Origin of the sequence: Brevibacterium sp. HMSC07C04, from assembly GCF_001815905.1 — a bacterium.
Taxonomy (GTDB): Bacteria; Actinomycetota; Actinomycetes; order Actinomycetales; family Brevibacteriaceae; genus Brevibacterium.
In genome coordinates this window covers 37075-55140 of record NZ_KV823283.1, presented here as the reverse complement: position 1 = coordinate 55140, position 18066 = coordinate 37075, and the positions used below count along the sequence as shown (strand labels likewise).

Annotated in this window: 20 protein-coding genes; 16 read left to right on the top strand and 4 right to left on the bottom strand. The window is 63.0% G+C overall.

All coding sequences use genetic code 11. From position 1 onward, the window contains the following. Window positions 1-33: 33 nt before the first annotated feature. The 5 genes from HMPREF3162_RS10300 (at window position 34) to HMPREF3162_RS10285 (ending at window position 4753) form a co-directional block, all read left to right on the top strand. Window positions 34-2193 carry a transglycosylase domain-containing protein gene (locus HMPREF3162_RS10300; RefSeq protein ID WP_256282714.1) on the top strand — a complete coding sequence of 720 codons (2160 nt, stop codon included), beginning with the start codon at window positions 34-36 and terminating at the stop codon, window positions 2191-2193. A gap of 87 nt (window positions 2194-2280) precedes the next feature. Next, window positions 2281-2439, top strand: a complete 159-nt coding sequence (locus tag HMPREF3162_RS11830; RefSeq protein WP_019174463.1) for a Sp36 family protein — start codon at window positions 2281-2283, stop codon at window positions 2437-2439. Between the two features lies 1 nt (window position 2440). Then, window positions 2441-2905, top strand: a complete 465-nt coding sequence (locus HMPREF3162_RS10295; protein ID WP_070573134.1) for a RidA family protein — start codon at window positions 2441-2443, stop codon at window positions 2903-2905. A gap of 121 nt (window positions 2906-3026) precedes the next feature. Beyond that, window positions 3027-3914, top strand: coding sequence for an NUDIX hydrolase (locus HMPREF3162_RS11825; RefSeq protein ID WP_176745867.1), 888 nt, complete (start codon window positions 3027-3029; stop codon window positions 3912-3914). Beyond that, entirely contained in the window at window positions 3914-4753 is an 840-nt protein-coding gene (locus HMPREF3162_RS10285; RefSeq protein WP_176747350.1) for an MBL fold metallo-hydrolase, read from the top strand. Before HMPREF3162_RS11825 ends, HMPREF3162_RS10285 begins: the two co-directional genes overlap by 1 nt. A gap of 19 nt (window positions 4754-4772) precedes the next feature. Here HMPREF3162_RS10285 and HMPREF3162_RS10280 read toward each other — a convergent pair whose 3' ends face one another. Then, a complete protein-coding gene (locus tag HMPREF3162_RS10280) occupies window positions 4773-5450 on the bottom strand; it encodes a Crp/Fnr family transcriptional regulator (protein ID WP_070573140.1) in 678 nt (225 codons plus the stop codon). A gap of 148 nt (window positions 5451-5598) precedes the next feature. On the opposite strand from HMPREF3162_RS10280, the gene nth reads away from it, so the two are divergent. Both nth and HMPREF3162_RS10270 read left to right on the top strand, forming a co-directional pair. Continuing rightward, complete coding sequence (nth, locus tag HMPREF3162_RS10275; RefSeq protein ID WP_070777751.1) at window positions 5599-6360, top strand: endonuclease III; 762 nt, start codon at window positions 5599-5601, stop codon at window positions 6358-6360. Next, window positions 6348-7040, top strand: a complete 693-nt coding sequence (locus HMPREF3162_RS10270) for an NUDIX hydrolase (RefSeq protein ID WP_070777750.1) — start codon at window positions 6348-6350, stop codon at window positions 7038-7040. The genes nth and HMPREF3162_RS10270 overlap by 13 nt, the downstream gene beginning before the upstream one ends. Before the next feature lie 107 nt (window positions 7041-7147). On the opposite strand, the gene HMPREF3162_RS10265 is transcribed toward HMPREF3162_RS10270, so the two are convergent. Both HMPREF3162_RS10265 and acs read right to left on the bottom strand, forming a co-directional pair. Further along, a complete protein-coding gene (locus tag HMPREF3162_RS10265; RefSeq protein WP_070777749.1) occupies window positions 7148-7555 on the bottom strand; it encodes a phage holin family protein in 408 nt (135 codons plus the stop codon). 158 nt (window positions 7556-7713) lie between these two features. Further along, window positions 7714-9672, bottom strand: a complete 1959-nt coding sequence (gene acs / locus HMPREF3162_RS10260) for an acetate--CoA ligase (RefSeq protein WP_070777784.1) — start codon at window positions 9670-9672, stop codon at window positions 7714-7716. A 252-nt stretch (window positions 9673-9924) separates the two neighbouring features. Here acs and HMPREF3162_RS10255 point away from each other — a divergent pair, with 252 nt between their 5' ends. Together HMPREF3162_RS10255 and HMPREF3162_RS10250 are read left to right on the top strand one after the other, a co-directional pair. Continuing rightward, window positions 9925-11682, top strand: a complete 1758-nt coding sequence (locus tag HMPREF3162_RS10255) for a DMT family transporter (RefSeq protein WP_141750144.1) — start codon at window positions 9925-9927, stop codon at window positions 11680-11682. Continuing rightward, window positions 11682-12521 carry a Fic family protein gene (locus HMPREF3162_RS10250; RefSeq protein WP_070573156.1) on the top strand — a complete coding sequence of 280 codons (840 nt, stop codon included), beginning with the start codon at window positions 11682-11684 and terminating at the stop codon, window positions 12519-12521. The genes HMPREF3162_RS10255 and HMPREF3162_RS10250 overlap by 1 nt, the downstream gene beginning before the upstream one ends. A gap of 123 nt (window positions 12522-12644) precedes the next feature. Here the strand turns inward: HMPREF3162_RS10250 and HMPREF3162_RS10245 are convergent, their stop codons facing one another. Continuing rightward, the gene (locus HMPREF3162_RS10245) at window positions 12645-12803 is read right to left on the bottom strand and encodes a zinc transporter permease (protein ID WP_070573469.1); all 159 of its coding nucleotides are present in this window, start codon (window positions 12801-12803) and stop codon (window positions 12645-12647) included. Window positions 12804-13084: 281 nt separating this feature from the next. Between HMPREF3162_RS10245 and ssd the strand changes: the two genes are divergently transcribed. The 7 genes from ssd to HMPREF3162_RS10210 all read left to right on the top strand — a co-directional run bounded on the left by ssd (window position 13085) and on the right by HMPREF3162_RS10210 (window position 18018). After that, a complete protein-coding gene (ssd, locus tag HMPREF3162_RS10240) occupies window positions 13085-14101 on the top strand; it encodes a septum site-determining protein Ssd (protein ID WP_070573158.1) in 1017 nt (338 codons plus the stop codon). After that, window positions 14098-15324 carry a TadA family conjugal transfer-associated ATPase gene (locus HMPREF3162_RS10235; protein WP_070573160.1) on the top strand — a complete coding sequence of 409 codons (1227 nt, stop codon included), beginning with the start codon at window positions 14098-14100 and terminating at the stop codon, window positions 15322-15324. Before ssd ends, HMPREF3162_RS10235 begins: the two co-directional genes overlap by 4 nt. Further along, window positions 15321-16043 (top strand): type II secretion system F family protein, encoded by a 723-nt coding sequence (locus HMPREF3162_RS10230; RefSeq protein WP_070573163.1) that lies wholly within the window; start codon window positions 15321-15323, stop codon window positions 16041-16043. The genes HMPREF3162_RS10235 and HMPREF3162_RS10230 overlap by 4 nt, the downstream gene beginning before the upstream one ends. Beyond that, entirely contained in the window at window positions 16043-16666 is a 624-nt protein-coding gene (locus HMPREF3162_RS10225; protein ID WP_070573165.1) for a type II secretion system F family protein, read from the top strand. Before HMPREF3162_RS10230 ends, HMPREF3162_RS10225 begins: the two co-directional genes overlap by 1 nt. 256 nt (window positions 16667-16922) lie before the next feature. After that, window positions 16923-17138 (top strand): DUF4244 domain-containing protein, encoded by a 216-nt coding sequence (locus HMPREF3162_RS10220; protein ID WP_083304056.1) that lies wholly within the window; start codon window positions 16923-16925, stop codon window positions 17136-17138. 107 nt (window positions 17139-17245) lie between these two features. After that, the gene (locus tag HMPREF3162_RS10215) at window positions 17246-17584 is read left to right on the top strand and encodes a TadE family type IV pilus minor pilin (RefSeq protein ID WP_256278252.1); all 339 of its coding nucleotides are present in this window, start codon (window positions 17246-17248) and stop codon (window positions 17582-17584) included. Continuing rightward, window positions 17581-18018: an Rv3654c family TadE-like protein gene (locus tag HMPREF3162_RS10210; RefSeq protein ID WP_371089273.1), complete on the top strand. Its 438-nt coding sequence runs from the start codon at window positions 17581-17583 to the stop codon at window positions 18016-18018. Before HMPREF3162_RS10215 ends, HMPREF3162_RS10210 begins: the two co-directional genes overlap by 4 nt. The last annotated feature ends 48 nt before the right edge of the window (window positions 18019-18066 follow it).

Genomic DNA, 18066 nt, shown 5'->3' with positions numbered 1-18066 from the left:
CCTCCATCAGGCGGCGCCTGTACGATGTTGGGCATGGTGTCTTCAGAATCAGCGGCTGCGCCTTCGACTCTATCGGCGTGGATGCAGTTCATTGCCGTCAGCGTCGTTGCCGGAATCGTGGGCGCAGGCTTAGCGATCCCATCGGTGGGTGTGGCGTCTATTGGTGCGAACAACGCTCTCCAGGTGTTCAACGCCCTGCCCGCGCAGCTTGACGAAAGGCCGCTGGCTGAACAGTCTCGCATGCTCGATTCCGACGGCAAGCAGATCGCCAGCTTCTACTGGCTCAACCGCAAAGAAGTTCCGCTGGATAAGATCTCCAAACCCATGCAGGATGCCACGATTGCCATCGAAGACTACCGTTTCTTCGATCACGGCGGCGTTGACTTCCAGGGCATTGGTCGTGCTCTCGTGCACAACCTCGTGTCGTCTTCCAAGCAGGGCGGATCGACTCTGACCCAGCAGTACGTGAAGAACGTGCTTGCCGAAAACGCCCACGCGGACGCAGATAAGGAAGGCGTGGAAGCCGCCAAGGAAGCCTCGGGTATGGCCGGCTACGCCCGTAAGCTGCGCGAAGCGAAGCTGGCGGTTGCGGTCGAGAAGAAGTACGAAAAAGGAGAGATTCTCAACCGCTACATGAACATCAACAACTATTCGGGATCCCCGAATGTCTACGGTGTCGAAGCGGCTGCGCAGCACTACTGGTCGATTCCCGCGTCAAAGCTCAACCACGCTCAGGCTGCAACTTTGGCCGGCATTGTGAAGAACCCCAGCGCCTTCAACCCCGAGCGCTTCCCGGAGAACGCGCTTGAGCGGCGCAACGTTGTTCTGTCCCGCATGCACCAGCTGGGCAAGGTCTCGGACAAAGAATACGAAGACGCCAAGAAGACCGACCTTGACCTTAAAATCACCAAAACGTCGAACGGCTGCATGGGTGCAGGCGACATGGGCTTCTTCTGCGACTACGTCCAGGCGTACATCGAAAACAACAAGGCGTTCGGCGAAACCAAGGAAGAGCGGCGCGATCTTCTGCAGCGCGGCGGTCTGACTATCCAAACCACCATCAACCCCAAACTGCAGAAAGCTGCGTTCAGCTCCGTCAAGAAGCGCGTGCCGGTCGGCGACCCATCGGGTGCTGGTCATTCGGTCGTGACGGTCGAACCCGGCACCGGAAAAGTCCTTGCCATGACGCAGAACCGCAACTATTCCGTCACAGAGGGCAAGAAGAACACCGACACCGCAATCAACTTCAACGTGCAGAAAGCATACAACGGAGCCAGCGGCTTCCAGGTGGGCTCGACGTGGAAGCCCTTCGTGCTCGCGGAATGGCTGAAAGAGGGCAAAAGCCTCAACACCTCAGTCAGCGCTGCGAAGCGAACGTTCCCGGCGAACTCGTGGAAATACCGCGGCTGTAAGGGGTACGGCTCGAACTGGTCGCCGAACAACGCCGGCGACTCAAAGGGCAACGAACAGATGACCGCGCTTGCGGCCACGAAGAACTCCGTCAACACGGCCTACGCCTCGATGGCCAATCAGCTGAACATGTGCGGCATTATGAAGACCGCCGAATCACTGGGCATCAAATACGGCAACGGCCAGTCGCTGGAGACGGTCCATGAGCAGCTGGGAGTGGTCGAAGCACTCCTGCCTTCATCGGTGCTCGGCATCGTCCAGGTTGCTCCCATTGACATGGCCAACGCCTACTCGGTGTTCGCCGCCGGCGGCATCCTGTGCACGCCGACTCCGATCGAATCGATTAAGGACGGCAACGGCAAGAAGGTCAAGATCCCTGACCCTGACTGCCACCGAGCACTGGACAAAGACGTCGCCCAGAATGTGTCCTACGCACTGTCGCAGACCTTCAACGGCGGAACCACCTCGCGACTGAAGATCGGGGCTCCGGCCGGAGCGAAGACGGGAACCACCAACTTCGAAGTCGGATCCACGTGGCTTGCGGGATTCACGTCCCAGATGTCCACTGCCGTCTGGACGGGTGACCCGAACGGTTCGCGTGACTGGCGCAGGAACGGCAAGGGCGTGGTCCGCGGCCGCGTCTACGGTGCCACCTATTCCGGTGCAACGTGGCAGAACTACATGAGCCAAGCAGTCAAGATCGTCGACAGCAACAAGGGCCTTGGCGGTCCCGTCGGCAACAGCGTCAAGGAACCGGAAAAAGACGAAGAGTCCGACGACTGACGCTCTGCCGGGTCGACTGTGACGCAGGCACCACCTGCCGCGTCAGCGGCTCGTACAATGAACTCTGTCCACCGAAGGGGGGAGAAAATGCAGAAGTGGGAGTACGTCACTGTTCCTCTCATGATCCACAACACCAAACAGATTCTGGATCTGTGGGGTGAGGACGGCTACGAGCTCGTCCAGGTAGTGGAAGGTCCCCAGGGCAACGGGGGACTCGTTGCCTACATGAAGCGTCCGAAAGGCTGATATGTCAAAGATCGAAGACCGCCTCAACGAACTCGGCTTCCCGCTGCCGCAGTTGGCAGCGCCGGCCGGTTCCTACCTGCCCGCCGTGAAGTCGGGTGACCTCGTGTTCACGTCCGGTCAGCTGCCGTTTCGCGACGGCGAGCTTGCCAACCCGGGCCGCCTCGGCGACAACGTAAGCGTTGAACAGGCCCAGGAATCCGCACGCTACTCGGTGCTCAACGCACTCGCCGCAGCCAAGAGCGTCATCGGCGACCTCGACAAGATCGAACGCGTGGTCAAGGTCAACGGATTCGTCACAAGCACCGATGACTTCAAGCAGCAGCCCGAAGTGATCAACGGCGCTTCGGACTTCCTCGCCGACATCTTCGGCGAAGCCGGCCAGCACGCACGCTCGGCACTGGGCACCAACGCCCTGCCCAAGGGTACCTGCGTCGAGATTGAATTCATCTTCCGCGTCCGCGACTGACGCACAGCGGGCGCAGAAATCTGCGCTCAGTCTCCAGGCGGGTGGGTCGAACAGACCCACCCGCCTGATTCGCGCCTCCAGCGAGTTGGTGCGCACAGTTGAGCTTTTTCGCTCGGCGGATATGCAGCCCAACCCCGACTACCCGCGGCGCGCAGTCTGTCTGGTGCTGGTGCGTGATTCCGACAAGGGCCTCGAGGTGTTCATCACCCGTCAGGCCGATCAGCCCGGTGTCAGCGACCGCAACAGGTTTGCCTTCCCCTTCAGCGCTGTTCGACCAGAGGACTCACGGCAGCTGTCCATGGGCGACTGGACTTCGGACCGCTGTGCCCGGGCGCTGCGGCTGAACAGATCGGGCCGAGCCGTCGCCTTCTTCGCCGCCGCGGGCAGATTGGCTCTGCAGAACATGGGCATCGCCCTGGCCGAGGGCCATGACCTGCGGGTGGTAACAGACATTGAACCGCAGTTCCTCAAAACTGCTGGCAAGAAGCTGCGTGATCACCAGGTGTCCTTCCCTTCGGTGCTTCGCAGCCGCGACGTGGAGTTCCGTCCCGACCTCATCAAACCGTGGATGCGCTGGGTCAACACGCCGTGGCAGCTGCGCCGCTATGACACCGTGTACTTTGTGTGCGTGGTCCCACCCGGTCAGCACGTTGACTTCGTGTCGATCAATCAGTCGTGGGGCGGGTGGATGACCCCGCAGGAGATCCTCGATGCGGTCGATCTGTGGGAAGAGGGCCACGGTGCTTCCGCCCAGTTCATCAGCGTGTCAACACGCTTGGTCCTGGAATCTCTGCGCACGGTTCCCAGCGCTGCTGCCAGTATGCTCAAGATTCGCGATCTTCGCCCACTGCAGCCGACCGTCCTGCAGCACCGAGGCGAATGGCACATCAGCATCGAGCACCAGACCGACCATGCCATCGACGAACTGTCTCAGCTGACAACCGAAAACGAAGAAGAAGACCCGACAACGCTGTCGGAATCAGAAAGCGAACCACCGGAAGAAGAATGATGACAAACGAACAGCACCCGGCACCTCGTTTTGCCCGCCGTACAGCAGACAACCCCAGCCCCATGACACTCGACGGCACGAACAGCTACGTGCTGTTCACCGCTGACGATAGCGCCGCAGTCATCATCGACCCCGGCCCCCAGCTGGACGAACACCTGGGAGCGCTCAGTGAACTCGTCGGGGATCGTGAACTGCGCGGAATCGTTCTCACACACCACCACTGGGACCATTCGGATCTGCTCAAAACAGTTGACGAATGGGCGCCGCAGACTCCTGTATTCGCAGTCGACAGCGCATTCGCCCGTTTTGTTCCTCCGCTGGAACACGAAGACCTCAGCGGCGACAATGCGGTCCTCGAATTCGGCCCCGCGGAAACCGACCGCATCCGGCTGGTGTCAACCCCCGGACACACGCTCGATTCGATCAGCGTGCTGGCGGGCACCGTGCTGTTCTCTGGAGACACGGTGCTGGGACGCGGAACAACTGTGATCATGCACGGTGACGGTTCGGTCGAAAAGTATCTTGATTCTCTCGCACGCCTGCGCAGCATGGTGGAGCAGGGCCGCATCACCGAAATCCAGCCAGCCCACGGAGAGTCCATAGCCAATCCGGCCGAAGTGCTGGACTACTACATTTCGCACCGCCGCGAGCGGCTGGACGAAGTGCGGGCTGCGCTGGCAGAACAGGGCGCACAGCTGGACGGGCTGGAAATCTCACCCGAACATGAACTGACCGAGGCCGTCGGCCGGATCGTGTACGCGACCGCGCCGCAGGACATGCGGCAGACGGTCAACACGATTGTCGCCGCGCAGCTGGAGTACGTGCAGAAGCACGGCTGAGGCGTTGACGGCCCGCGGATCAGTGGGCGCGATTGTGCAGGCGGTCCATGTCGAGGATGACGACGGCACGAGCTTCGAGTCGAATCCAGCCGCGCTGTGCGAAGTCTGCCAGGGCCTTGTTGACGGTTTCGCGCGATGCGCCGACAAGCTGGGCGAGTTCTTCCTGCGTGAGGTCGTGCTGCACCAGGCTGCCGTCCGGAGCGGGACGGCCGAAGCGGCGGTTGAGGTCCAGCAGGGCCTTGGCAACACGGCCGGGAACATCCGAGAACACGAGGTCGCCGACGGTTTCGTTGGTGCGGCGCAGACGCTGAGCGAGTGCCCGCAGCAGGTTCATTGCCGCCTGCGGACGATCTTCGAGCCACGCAATGAGGTCGTCGTGTTTAAGACTGAGCAGTTCCGTCTGGCTGACCGCAGTGACGGTCGAGGAGCGCGGGCCCGGATCGAAGAGTGCGAGCTCACCGATGATTTCACCAGGACCGACAACTGACAGGAGGCTTTCGCGCCCGTCTTCGGATTCGCGGCCGACCTTGAGTTTGCCGGAGGACACGATGTAGAGCTCGTCCCCGGAGTCTCCTTCGTGGAAGAGCACGGCGGTACGGCGCAGGCTGCGCGGCTTCATGTATTTGACAAGCGCGTTCGTCGCTTCGTCATCGAGTCCTGCGAACAGTGCCGCACTGCGGACGACTTCGATATCCACGTCTGTACCTCCAGGTTGCTGTTCTGCGACGGGGTCCTTCGGCCCATTGAAATCCTGCCGCAATGTGATACAGGTCAATCGTAGCAATGCTCTGCGGGTGGAGCACAGTGTCTGTGTTCTATGCTGACCAGCAGATAAAGGAGTGGGTGTGGCACACAACAGCGTGCTTGAGCGCAGTCAGCGTCGCTTTGCTGAGGAAACCCGGTTGGGCAGAGTCCGCAGGGCGCGCAAGATCGACAGGATGCTGCAAAAGGTCTTCCCGGACGCGCGTGCGGAACTGGACTTTCGCAATGCTTTCGAACTGCTGATAGCCACGGTGCTGTCGGCACAGACTACGGACGTTCGGGTCAACCAGGTGACACCGGAGCTATTTGCCGCATACCCGGATGCGACGACGCTTGCGCAGGCGCACCTGGAGGACGTGGAGGAGATCATCCGCCCCACGGGCTTCTTCCGGTCGAAGGCCAAGAACATCATCGCCCTGGCGGAGCAGCTTGTTGAGGAACACGCCGGCGAGGTGCCTGCTGACCAGGCGGCTCTGGTTCGGCTGCCCGGGGTTGGGGTGAAGACGGCAAACGTGGTGCTCGGCAATGCCTTTTCCACTCCCGGGCTGACGATCGACACTCACGTGGGGCGTTTGGCCAGGCGGCTGGGATTCACAAGCGAAGAAAACCCCGACAAAGTGGAAGCCGACCTGCTGCCCCTGTACAAGAAGTCTGATCTGACGATGGTTTCTCACAGGCTGATCTTCTTGGGGCGGCGCATCTGCCACTCGCGAGGACCGGCCTGCGGTGTGTGCCCGATTGCCCGCCTGTGTCCCAGCTACGGAACGGGCCCGCTTGATCCTGCCGAAGCCGAGGCGAAGCTCGCCTACGGTCTGGAGGTTCCACAGGGCGGATGGCAGCTGTGAGCGACGCCGGCCTCGTTGCGGCGCTGAGCGATTTGGCGCAGTCGGACATTTCCGATCACTGGATTCACCACCGCAGACCGAAAGAGGACGACTCTGTGCGCCCGGCGGCTGTTCTCATGCTGTTTGGCCGCGGGACCCAGCCGCGCACAGAGGCCGGACTGCGCGAACAGGACCGCTTGGGTGATTTCGCGGACGTTGACGTGGTGCTGCTCAAGCGCGCCGATACTCTGCGCAATCATCCCGGTCAGGTGGCGTTTCCAGGCGGCCGCAGAGATCCCGAGGACGCAACGGCAGTCGATGCGGCACTGCGGGAAGCGCGGGAGGAAACGGGGGTCGACCCTGCTCGAGTGAATGTGATCGGCACGTGGCCTTCACTGTGGGTTCCCGTCAGTCGGCACAGTGTGACGCCGGTGATCGCCGCATGGGACGGTCGGCAGGTGCTGCGGGCGGTAGACCGGGCGGAATCGTCTTCCGTGCACCGGGTGCCTGTAGCCGACCTTGTGGCACCTGCGAACCGCGGAGTGTTCAAGGTGCCGAAAACCGGATGGCACTCACCTGTTTTCGATGCCGGAGTTCTGCGCTCTTGGGGGTTCACCGCCGGGCTGCTCGACAGTGCGTTTGAAGCCCTTGGATGGTCGCGGGAATGGGATCGGACTAACCGCCTGCACATCGACATCTGAGCTCACCGAACACCAACCGCAGGTGAAAAGCGGTGCTCGCCACGCACGCAAAGGGGGGGGCTGGTTCATATGAGCCAGCCCCCCCTTTAGGTTCGGGTTTCAGCCGCCTACACGCGCGGACCGGACGGGTTGGTCAGCGCAGTCTTGACTGCGGCGATGACCGACTTGCCGCGGTCAGTCGCACGAGTCGGCGTGGGGTTGCCCTTCTTGAACAGCGGCACGGCAATCGCCACGAGGACCGAGGCGATCACGACGTAGATGCCGAACACAATGAGGGTGCTGGCCCACCAGCCCCAACCTGCGAAGTCGTGGAAGACAGCAACGAAGAACGCGGTCAGGACGAACAGGGACATGATGAGGATGCCCAGGCCGACGACGGTCAGACCGATCGCGGTGCCGAGTTTGACGGAACCCTCTTTGATCTCCTGCTTGGCCAGCGCGGCTTCTTCTTCTGCCAGAGCCTTTGTGTCGGCGGAGATGTCCCGCACGATTTGCGCAATGGACCGATCAGACATGGGTCGTTGCCTCCTAGAAAATGCACGCCTTTGTCTCGATACTAGTGCGAACAGTTCATCAGCACCAACGAAAGGTGAGGATGAGGCCGTGCTCACAGGCGCCTCGGGAGGGGGGGATGGGCCCCGTCTTTCCCGAGGCGCCTGTGCCGCAGCCTTGATCAGGAGTTATGCGCTCGGTCGACGGCCGCTTGGATGCTGGTCATAACGGAAGCGTCTGCCAGTGTCGAAGAGTCTCCTCCGTCTTTGCGCTCGGCGAGGTTCTTCAGCAGTCGGCGGACGATCTTGCCGGAGCGGGTCTTGGGCAGGTCGTCAACGAAGTAGATGTGCTTGGGTTTTGCGATCGGCCCGATTTCGCGTCCCACGTGCTGGCGCAGCTGTTCTTCTGCTCCGTCGCTGTCGGCGAAGTCGCCGCGGGTGATGACAAACGCCATGACCGCCTGGCCGGAGGTCGGGTCATCGGCACCGACGACGGCGGCTTCGGCAACGGCGTCGTGGGACACCAGGGCGGATTCGATTTCAGCGGTCGACAGGCGGTGGCCGGACACGTTCATGACATCGTCAACGCGGCCGAGGAACCAGATGTCCCCATCGTCATCGAAACGGGCGCCGTCACCGGCGAAGTACATGTTTTCAAAACGCGACCAGTACGTGTCTTTGTAGCGCTGGTCATCGCCGTAGACACCGCGCAGCATAGACGGCCACGGTTCGGTGATGACAAGGTAGCCTGCCTGGTTGCGGCCGATGTGCTCACCGGTGTCATCGACGACGTCGACGCTGATGCCCGGCAGCGGACGCTGTGCTGAGCCCGGTTTGGTGGAAACCACGCCGGGCAGGGGAGCGATCATGTTCGCCCCGTTCTCGGTCTGCCACCAGGTGTCGACAATCGGGCACTTCTCGCCGCCGATCACCCGGTGGTACCACATCCACGCTTCCGGGTTGATGGGTTCGCCGACGGAGCCCAGCAGTCGCAGCGACGAAAGGTCGTGCTCCGCCGGGATCTCCTCACCCCACTTCATGAACGTGCGGATGGCAGTCGGGGCGGCGTATAGCTGGGTCACCCCGTACTTTTCGACGATCTCCCACCAGCGGCCCCGGTGCGGGCTGTCGGGAGTGCCCTCGTAGATGACCTCCGTCATGCCCATAGCCAGCGGCCCGTAGGCGATGTAGGTGTGCCCCGTGATCCAGCCGACATCGGCGGTGCACCAGAAGACATCGGTTTCCGGCTTGGCATCGAACACGTACTTCATGGTGTAGGCCGCCTGGGTGAGGTAGCCGCCGGAGGTGTGGAGAATGCCCTTGGGCTTTCCTGTGGTTCCCGAGGTGTAGAGGATGAACAGCGGCTGTTCGGCCGGGAAGAACTCGGGGGTGTGGTCAGCGGACTGGCGGTCGACGACATCGTGGAAGTACTGGTCGCGCCCGTCGACCATATGGGCGTCTTCGCCGGTGCGCTTTGCCACCAGCACGTGGCGAACAGGGGTGTCGCCGTGGCTCAGGGCCTCGTCGACCGTCGCTTTGAGGTCAGACGGCTTGCCGCGGCGGAAACCTCCGTCGGCGGTGATGACGACTTCCGCTTGCGCATCCATAATGCGCGAGTGCAGGGCATCGGGGCTGAAACCGCCGAACACAACTGAGTGTGCAGCGCCCAGACGAGCGCAGGCGAGCATCGAGATGACCGCTTCGGGAATCATCGGCATGTAGAGGGCCACGCGGTCTCCGCGGCTGACTCCCAGTTCTGTCAGAGCGTTTGCGGTCTGGTTGACCCGGCGTGACAGCTCCGCGTAGGTGATGTCCTGAGTGTCTCCGGGTTCGCCGACAAAGTGTAGAGCCACACGGTCGCCGTTGCCGGCTTCTACGTGTCGGTCAACACAGTTGTAGGCGATATTGAGCTCGCCGTCCTGGAACCACTTGGCAAAGGGCGGGTTGGTCCAGTCGAGGACTTCCGTAAAGTCCTTGTGCCACGTGAGGAGTTCGCGCGCCTGGTCAGCCCAGAATCCCAGGCGATCGGCTTCTGCGCGCCGGTAGAGGTCTTCGGTTCCGTTGGCCTGGTCTGCAAATGCCTGCGGGGGAGCGAAGGTGCGGTTTTCTCGCAGCAGGCTCTGTGTGTTCTCGTCTGCCAAAACATCCTCGTTTCGTCGGTGAGTCCCGACCCTGTGAGCTTCACTGCGCACGCGGGTCACTGCATTCTTCACACTACTCCTGCTGTAACCACTGCAAAAGTGCGAACCGCACGTGACGCGATTCGCAGGCGGTTATTGGGTGTTCTGCAGTGCACGCAGTGGAACCGTGTGAAAACATAGCCGGTGTGTACTGATGGGGCCCGCCCGGTTTGCAGGCTTGCCGTCTAAACGCGAATTAAGGAGTCAATGAGCATGAGCAGTCCATCTGGCAGTCAGCCATACTATCCAGGCGGCTTCTCGCAGCCCGGTCCCCACTACGGCCAGCAGGACGCGCAGAGCGCGCAGTCTGCGTTCAGCCAGGGGCAGCCCTACGGTGCAAGTCCCCAGGCCTTTACCCAGGGACCGCCGCACGGTTCGGGGCAGAACCCGCCGGCGGGCGCAGCTCCCGGCACGATGGTAGGCTCCATGCCCGGCACAGTTGGCAGCTTTCCTCCGGCTCAGCCCAGCAAACAGGACTCCGCATTCGGGCTCCGCGAAATTCTTCTGGCCTCCGGTGCCTTTCTGGTTTTCGTCTCTGTATTCCTGCCCCAGTACAGGTGGTCGGACGCGTACTACGGCGATGGCTCCTACGGGTGGCTGTGGTCGTTCAATATTCACGGCACCGGCGTTCTCATGCTCGGGGTTCTGCCCATTCTCGCCGCTGGTCTCATCGGGGTTCTCAACAAGACGGTTCGCTCGTTCCCGCAGAACATCGGATCGTTCAGCCCGGACCAGTTCGTCACGGTCCTGGCAGCCACCGGTGCCGCGGTGCAGTTTGTGCGGTTCATTCACCTGTTCCCGTTCGCTAACCCGTCGTGGGGTGCCTTCATTGGGCTCATCGGTGCTGGGCTTGCGGCATTCGCCGCAGTCTTCACCGTGATTCCGGCACTCGGAGCGGACGAATTCGAAGCTCGCGAGTCTGTTCCCGCACACCCGAAGGCTCGCCCCGTACGCCGTGCTCCGGTGCAGGCGCCGGCTGTGCAGCCCGGTCCCGTGCAGTCGGCACCCGGCCATCCCGGCATGGTCCAGAGCGGCCCGGCCCATACCGGCTACGCTCAGGGATGGCCTGCTCCCGGCCACCCGAGTCAGACTGGCCACCCGAGCCAGGCGGGGCAGCTGGGTCAGGCTGGCCACCCGAGTCAGGGTGGGCACCCGGGCCAGGCAGATGAGCCGAACCAGGCGGGTCAGCCGGGGCAGCCGGGTCAGGCACACAGCGGCCCGATGCAGCCTGGTTTCGTTGAACCCCAGCCCGCTCAGCCCGAGTCTGCTCAGTCTGAGCCCGTTCAGCCCGAACCGAACCAAGGCGGCGCTGCACTGGGAGCACAGTGGGACGCCGGCCAGGTCGGAGCTTATTCACAGCCGTCGGCCCACGGCACAGAGGCCGTTCAGGAAAACCCCGCACCTGCCCCTTCGGAAACTGTTGCCTCGGCTGCTGAAAATCCCACCGGGGGCATCGAACCCAACGTGGCCTCGCGCGATAGCCGCCAGGAGCGCGAAGTCCATCGCGCCGCCTCGGAAGAAAGCGCTTTTGAAGAGGACGCGACTATGGTCAGTGGCACCTCGGCCCTTGACCATGGACTGGAGCAGACCCAGCGGCTTGAGCCGATCCAACACGACCAGCCGGAGCAGCCGCAGCCTGACCGCCCGATTCAGTCGGACCAGCCGTTCCAGCCCGACCAGCCCCTGCCGGAGCGCAGGCGTCTAAGGCAGGCCCAGTCGGAGGCGCCCCAGCCGGAGCAGCCGCAGCCTGAACAGAGGCAGCCAAAGCACGCCCACCCGCAGCGTGAGCCCTTCTGGTTCGCGGTTCCAGAACCGCGAACGGCCGTCGAAGCATCCGGCCAGCCGGTTTTCCAGCTGGAACCCGGCAAGTGGATTCTGGCGCTTGCCGACAACGGCGATACGTTCACGGTGCAGAGCGAAGACGGTCGGATCGGCGAGCTGCGCAATGTCCACGGAGTCGAACGCGGCTGATGACTGACCTTTCACAGGCCCTGCGCTCATTGGCGCAGGTGCCGACGGTGGAGGATGCCATCGAACGCGTTCGCACCGCCTGCACTCAGCTACGCTGGCACAACGCGCTGCGCAAGCGAATGGCCGAATGCCGCGCCGAAGCGACCGTTCGGGCGGCCCGCACCTCAGCGGCTTTGGAAGGTGCCAGGTATCCGCTGAACTATGTGCGCGAAGTCATCGGCGCTGGGCGCGAAGTGACTGACGACATGTCGGGCGTGCAGCTGACTGCGGCGGTTCGCGTGGCAGCCGTCGCAGACGAACTGTCGCAGACCCCGGATGCTCTGCGGTCCGGCTTCATGGGGCACCTGGCCAGGCTGAGCCTGGCAGGCGGAGCAGGTTTGGCCGAGGACGATCAGCTGGGCAGGCCGCGCCGTGCCGGGGAAGAACCCGGAGACATGGGCGGACTGCCCTCGGCACCGAGCCCGGACGAAGTCCAGCAGCGTCTGGCCGACCTCGAAGCTCTGCTGCAGGATGAGAGCCTTCCCGGCTTCGTCGTTGCGTGCATTCTGCACGGGGAGATCCTGGCGATGCGCCCCTTTGTGATCGGCAACGGACTCATTGCCCGGGCGCTGTTTCGCATTCACATGGTGTCTTCTGGCGTCGACATCACGGGCGTTGCGGTGCCGGAAGCCGCTCTGCTGTCTGACGCAGCAGGCTATGGCGAAGCCGGTGCTGCCTACACCAGCGGGCGGGACGTCATCGGCTGGATCACTATGAATGCCGAAGCTGTGGAAAAGGGCGTCGGCGAAGGCGTTCAGATCTGCCAGAGCGTGCAAGCCGGGCGCATTCCGCGCACCTGAGAGCAGCCGCGAGCCACAGCAAAGGCCGAGGCGGAACCCCTATAGGAAGTTCCGCCTCGGCCTTTGTCGTGGCTCGAGTGAGCTGGTGCGGTCAGTCAGCTGACAGTGTGAGTGCGGTCAGATTCAGGCCGCGCACTCGTCGTAGTGGTCACCGTGTTCTGCGTGGCGGTGGCCGTCGTGCACGTAGTCAACGTGGTCGCCGTGCTGGACGGCTTCGTGACCGCAGTTGGGGCCGTGGGTGTGTTCGTCTTTGGTGTGGTGAGCTTCGCAGCCTGCAGCCATGATGTTCTCCTTGTGTTCTGCGCTGGGTGTGCGCATGTGCTGTCTGCGCCGGATATGACCGGCTTGGTGGCTCCATTCTCGCAGATATATAAACGAATGGCAATATATTGATTCGCTGGTGTGGGGTTGGGGTGGGCGGGCTTTTGGCGCGCGCTGAACTTTTGCGGGCACTGTGGGGCGCGACTGTGACTTGTGTGCTGTGGACTGTGGACAGCCAGCCGCTTGTCAACAGGGCCATGCGGAGCGTTTTCGCCGTTGAGTGAAAAGGCAATTGTTGAGGTATGAATCGACCTCGCGTAGTGCTCTTCACCCGAGTGCCCAGCCTTATCGACCACTGTGCCGCGCTTGCAGACGGCATTGGACTGGGCCTTGATATCCGTCTGCCGGAGAACGGCGGCTGGCAGGACGCGGCGCTCGTTCTGATCGGCGACGACATCACGGAGGCCCCGGACGTGGGAAATGTCCCCACCGTCCTTGTGACGCTGACGCAGTCCAACGCTGTGTGGGCAGCCGCAGCGCGCCTGGGAGCAGACACCGTGGCGGTGCTGCCCGCAGGGGCGGAATGGCTCACCATCCGCATGATCAACGCCGTCGAACCGCCGGCAGAACCCGCTCAGACGTGGGGCTTCGTCGGCGGGGTCGGAGGAGCGGGAACCTCGGTGCTTGCAAGCGCGGTTGCACGCAGTGCCGCAGCGCAGGGCATCGACACGGTGCTGCTCGACGCCGATCCGCTGGGCGGGGGCCTCGACCTCGTCCTCGGTGCGGAGGGCAAAGACGGTCTGCGCTGGCCGAGCCTGGCAGCATCGCGCGGCAGACTGCGTCCTTCCACTCTGCGGGATTCGCTGCCGCGCACCGACGGGCTGGCGCTGCTGTCGTGGGACCGCACGGGAACAGAGGAGCTCACACCCGACGTCTTCGAAGCTGTCATGACGGCTGCACAGCAGGCATTTGAGCTGGTAGTCGTGGACCTGCCGCGACACGCGCCCGTGCAGTGGGCCCGCATGTGCAGTGAACTCACCGTTGTCGTGCCCGGCAGGGTGCGCGCCGCGGTCGCAGCATCGCGGGTCGCCAGGCGCCTCGAGGCAGTCAACTCAGCCGTGCGCATTGCAGTGCGAGACGCGGGCAGGGGCGGTGTGCGGCCCGAACTCGTAGCCGACACAATCGGCTTTCCGCTGGTGGGAATCATCAGGGACGACCCCCAGACGGCTTCAGCCGTGGATCGCGGTGAAGGCTTGCCGATCGCCCGCACTCACGTGGGGCGCCTGGCTGAAAGAATCGTGGAAGGCAGCCCGCTGTGACTCTGGAAACCCAGTGGCTCGATGCTGAGCTCATCCGCGATGTCAGAACGCACCTTTTGGAGAACCCCGGCCCGGTAACCGCCGGGTCCGTGGCGGCAGCACTTGCCCGCAGCGGCCGGGTGGTTGGATCTGCTGAACTTCTGGAGCTGGTCAGCCGCATCTCGGCTCAGCTGGGCGGGGCCGGCCCGCTGCAGTCGCTTCTTGACGAACCGGACGTGACCGATGTCTTCGTCAACAGCCCCCAAGACGTTTGGATTGACAGAGGAAGCGGGCTGACTCGCGTTCCCCTGTCACTGGGAACCGAAGACGACGTGCGGGCACTTGCAGTGCGTTTGGCAGCACTCGGCGGCAGGCGCCTGGACGACTCTCAGCCGCTCGTGGACGTCCGCCTGCCGGACGGAGTGCGGCTCAACGCGCTCATTCCACCGCTTGCCGGTGAGCACACCGTGATGTCCTTCCGCGTTCCCCGCAGCAAAGGCTTCAGGCTCGCGGAGCTGATTGCCCGCGATTTTGTGCCCGCAGACATCGCCGAGGTTCTGCTGGGGCTGTTGGAAGTGCGGGCTAATATCCTCATATCCGGTGGAACCGGATCGGGAAAAACCGTTCTTCTGGGAGCGCTTCTTGCAGAGCTTCCCGCAGACCAGCGGATCGTCATCGTCGAAGATTCACGGGAACTCAACGTCCGCCATGACCACGTGGTGCAGTTGGCTGCCCGCCAGGCAAATGTCGAAGGCATGGGCGAAGTCTCCATGGCCGATCTGGTGCGCAACGCCCTGCGCATGCGGCCGGACAGACTCATCATCGGGGAATGCCGGGGCGCGGAGGTCCGTGACATGCTCACGGCTCTCAACACCGGCCACGAAGGCGGGTGCGCCACCATCCACGCCAACACCGCATCCGCGGTTCCCGCCCGGCTCGAAGCTCTCGGTGCGCTGGCAGGCATGACTTCGGAGGCAGTGCGCTCGCAGTCGGTGACCGCGATCGACGTCATCCTGCACATCACCCGCGGGCGTGACGGACACAGAAGACTCTCCGAAATCGCCGCGCGCACAAGCTCCGGCCGTCCTGCACCGAGCTTGCCGCGCACGCAGGGTGCGGGGACTGTGGAAGCTGGCGACACCTCGGCAGAACTGGCGACAGTGTGGAGCGCCGAACGCGGTCCGAACGCGGGCTGGAAGGGCTTTCTTGACTGGCTTAGGCGGAAACAGGGGGCGCGGTCATGATTCTCTTGGCTGCTGTGCTGGCTGCAATGGCGGCCGGGCTGTGGATGTGGGACCCTGCCGAAAGGCGTCTGCGGAAGCTGCTGGCTGGTGATCGCACAGATGTTTCGGGCGGGCGAATACGGGGGCGTGCTAAGAGCTTTGTGCGGCGTTTTCGCAGATCCGAAAACGAAGATGAAGAACATGCGGCTGCCGCAATCGCCGTCATCGACCGCGCTGCTGAGCTGCTGCGTGTGGGGGCAGCACCCTCAACGGTGTTGGCGCACCTGGCGAAGCTTCCCGGGCCGGAGGACCTGCGGACAGCTTTGGCTACGGCGGCGCGCTCGGCCGAGCTCGGCACCGCTGCGCATCAGGCGCTCTCCACGCAGGCGGAAGGGCTGCCAACACTGTCAAAGGACATTCTTCTGCACATGGCCTCCGTGTGGTTTGTTGCGGAGTCTGCGGGTGCGCCGGCTGCGAATCTGCTGGAGCGGTTTGCGAAGACCGCGCGAATGCAGACCGATTCGGCACGGGAGCGGGCCATAGCACTGGCCGGACCCCAGTCGACGGTGAAGGTTCTCACCGCACTGCCGCTCATGTCTTTGGGCCTGGCAGTGCTCATCGGGGCTGATCCGGTGGAACTTTTGGCTTCTGTCCCCGGTGCCGTGTCGTGCATCAGCGGTGCGGTGCTGCTGGTGGTCGGGCGACTGTGGATGCGGCGCATGTTGAAAAGGGCGCAGTGATGGCCGGGCTGTTTGCCGCAGTGCTCATTGCGGCCGCCGTGTGGCTGTGGATAGGGGACTCAGACGAACGCTTGAAACGTGTGCTTGGATCCAGGGCACGCGATGGCCGGACAGAAGAGGAGCCGCGTGAAGAGCAGCGTTCCGCCGGTTGGCTGGCCGTCCTGCTGCAGCGTCGGAGCAGGCAGAAGAAAGAGCACGGCGAGTCTGACTTGGAGGCGCTCGCCTTTGATCTTGAGCTGACCGCCATATGTCTTCGTGCGGGCCTGCCGATAGAGCGGGCTTTGGCTCTGGCAGCCGCCGCCGGCGGAGATCGGTCTGATTTGGGTGCTCTGAGCCGGGCGCTCGAACTCGGGCAGACCGACTTCGATGCCGAGCATCTGAACGAAGTCTTTGTGCTCATCCGCTTCTCAGCGCAGACAGGTGCGGCTTTGTCTGGTCTGCTGTCTGCCATGGCGTATGACCTGCGGCGGGCCGAACACCAACGCCGGCGCCTGGCGGCGGCGAAGCTGGGAGTGCAGCTGGTCATTCCGCTGGGCGTGTGCATTCTGCCGGCGTTCGTGCTGCTTGGCATTGTTCCCGTGGTGCTCACCCTCATCGACGACATGTCGGTGCTCTTTGGCTGAACGTGATTGCTCATTCAGAACCGAATGGGATCCGCCGCGGTTGAAACACGAACTCAGCGGCGGAGCTTCGCCTGCACTCAGCTGTGAAGGGCTGTGTTGGCTGCTTGAGTTCACGGTGCCGAAAAACGAGCTATTGAACTGCAGTTCTTAAGCCTGGGGATAACTCCGCGGTTGTCCCCAGGCTTTTCTTCGCTCTTCTTTTGGATGCGTCCGGGGCGCACGCTGGAAGCACCATCTGAAGAAAGGAAGGAAAAAGATGGACAACGAAGTTCAGGAACTCGTTCCGATTGAAGAAGAAAAGAAAGCTGTCCGGCTGCGCAAACCGGACAGGGGAGCAACAACCGCCGAATATGCGATCACAACGCTTGCTGCGTGTGGTTTCGCGGCACTTCTGGTGCTGGTTCTGAAGTCCGACGGCATTCAGGCTGCCATCACCGGCGTCATCACCAGCGCACTCAAACTCGGCGGGTGATAGCTGTGCCCACTTCGATGTTTCGCTCAGGGAGCGGGGTTCCTGGCGCTGCTCGTATGTCATTCGCTCCTCGCCGAAAGCGGACCGCTGGAAAGGACTGCGGTGCTGTGACGGCCGAATTCGCCATGATCATGCCGGCCATTGTGCTCGTCATCCTCATGGTCATCGGGGTGGGCACGCTCGGTCTTGCGCAGCTTCGATCCTACGAAGCTGCGCGGGCCGGCGCCCGTGAAGCCGCGCGCGGCGAACCAATCGCAGAAGTGCGCCGCAGCGCAGAAAGCAAAGCCGGGCCCGGGTCTGCTGTCGAAATCGGCAAAGACGGCGAATACACGACCGTGACCGTCACGATTGCCACACCGAAAACCGTGCGCAGGTTCATTCCGCACGTCCAAGCGGTGCAGAGAGCACGCACCGAAAGCGGCACCCAACCAGGCGGTGCACAGTGAGCGCGTACCGAAAGCGGCAGCCAGCCAGGCGGTGCACAGTGAACGCGCACCAAAAGCGGCAAACAGACCGCAATCGTTCGAAAGATCGTGGTTCGACGCCCGTAATCGCGGTCAGCATCATGGGTATTGCCGCAGTGCTCATAGCCGGTCTTGGCCTGACCGGCAGAGTGCTTCTGGTGTCCGCTCGTGCTGATGGCCGCGCCGACCTCGCGGCCCTGGCTGCAGCGGACGCCGCAAGGGGAACTCAGCCAGGCGAGCCCTGTGACGTTGCAAAGAAGCTCATCGAAGCTGACGGCTTCACATTGGACGACTGCATTGCCCGACCGGATCTCGGTCGGGTCAAAATCACAGTCAAAGCGAAGCTGCCAGCACCGTTTCCGGCGGTTAAAAGATCCGCCGTCGCAGGTGGTCCGCAGGCACGAGCCGCTGGTTGAAAATTCAAAACGGGGGCAGTTCATGCAGCGTTTGCGCTCAGGGAGTAA

Excerpts from the sequence above, each read along its gene's own strand:
- HMPREF3162_RS10300 (WP_256282714.1), top strand. The coding sequence starts at position 34 with ATGGTGTCTTCAGAATCAGCGGCTGCGCCTTCGACTCTATCGGCGTGG.
- HMPREF3162_RS11830 (WP_019174463.1), top strand. The coding sequence starts at position 2,281 with ATGCAGAAGTGGGAGTACGTCACTGTTCCTCTCATGATCCACAACACC.
- HMPREF3162_RS10295 (WP_070573134.1), top strand. The coding sequence starts at position 2,441 with ATGTCAAAGATCGAAGACCGCCTCAACGAACTCGGCTTCCCGCTGCCG.
- HMPREF3162_RS11825 (WP_176745867.1), top strand. The coding sequence starts at position 3,027 with ATGCAGCCCAACCCCGACTACCCGCGGCGCGCAGTCTGTCTGGTGCTG.
- HMPREF3162_RS10285 (WP_176747350.1), top strand. The coding sequence starts at position 3,914 with ATGACAAACGAACAGCACCCGGCACCTCGTTTTGCCCGCCGTACAGCA.
- HMPREF3162_RS10270 (WP_070777750.1), top strand. The coding sequence starts at position 6,348 with ATGGCAGCTGTGAGCGACGCCGGCCTCGTTGCGGCGCTGAGCGATTTG.
- HMPREF3162_RS10265 (WP_070777749.1), bottom strand. The coding sequence starts at position 7,555 with ATGTCTGATCGGTCCATTGCGCAAATCGTGCGGGACATCTCCGCCGAC.
- HMPREF3162_RS10255 (WP_141750144.1), top strand. The coding sequence starts at position 9,925 with ATGAGCAGTCCATCTGGCAGTCAGCCATACTATCCAGGCGGCTTCTCG.
- HMPREF3162_RS10250 (WP_070573156.1), top strand. The coding sequence starts at position 11,682 with ATGACTGACCTTTCACAGGCCCTGCGCTCATTGGCGCAGGTGCCGACG.
- HMPREF3162_RS10245 (WP_070573469.1), bottom strand. The coding sequence starts at position 12,803 with ATGGCTGCAGGCTGCGAAGCTCACCACACCAAAGACGAACACACCCAC.
- ssd (WP_070573158.1), top strand. The coding sequence starts at position 13,085 with ATGAATCGACCTCGCGTAGTGCTCTTCACCCGAGTGCCCAGCCTTATC.
- HMPREF3162_RS10230 (WP_070573163.1), top strand. The coding sequence starts at position 15,321 with ATGATTCTCTTGGCTGCTGTGCTGGCTGCAATGGCGGCCGGGCTGTGG.
- HMPREF3162_RS10225 (WP_070573165.1), top strand. The coding sequence starts at position 16,043 with ATGGCCGGGCTGTTTGCCGCAGTGCTCATTGCGGCCGCCGTGTGGCTG.
- HMPREF3162_RS10220 (WP_083304056.1), top strand. The coding sequence starts at position 16,923 with ATGGACAACGAAGTTCAGGAACTCGTTCCGATTGAAGAAGAAAAGAAA.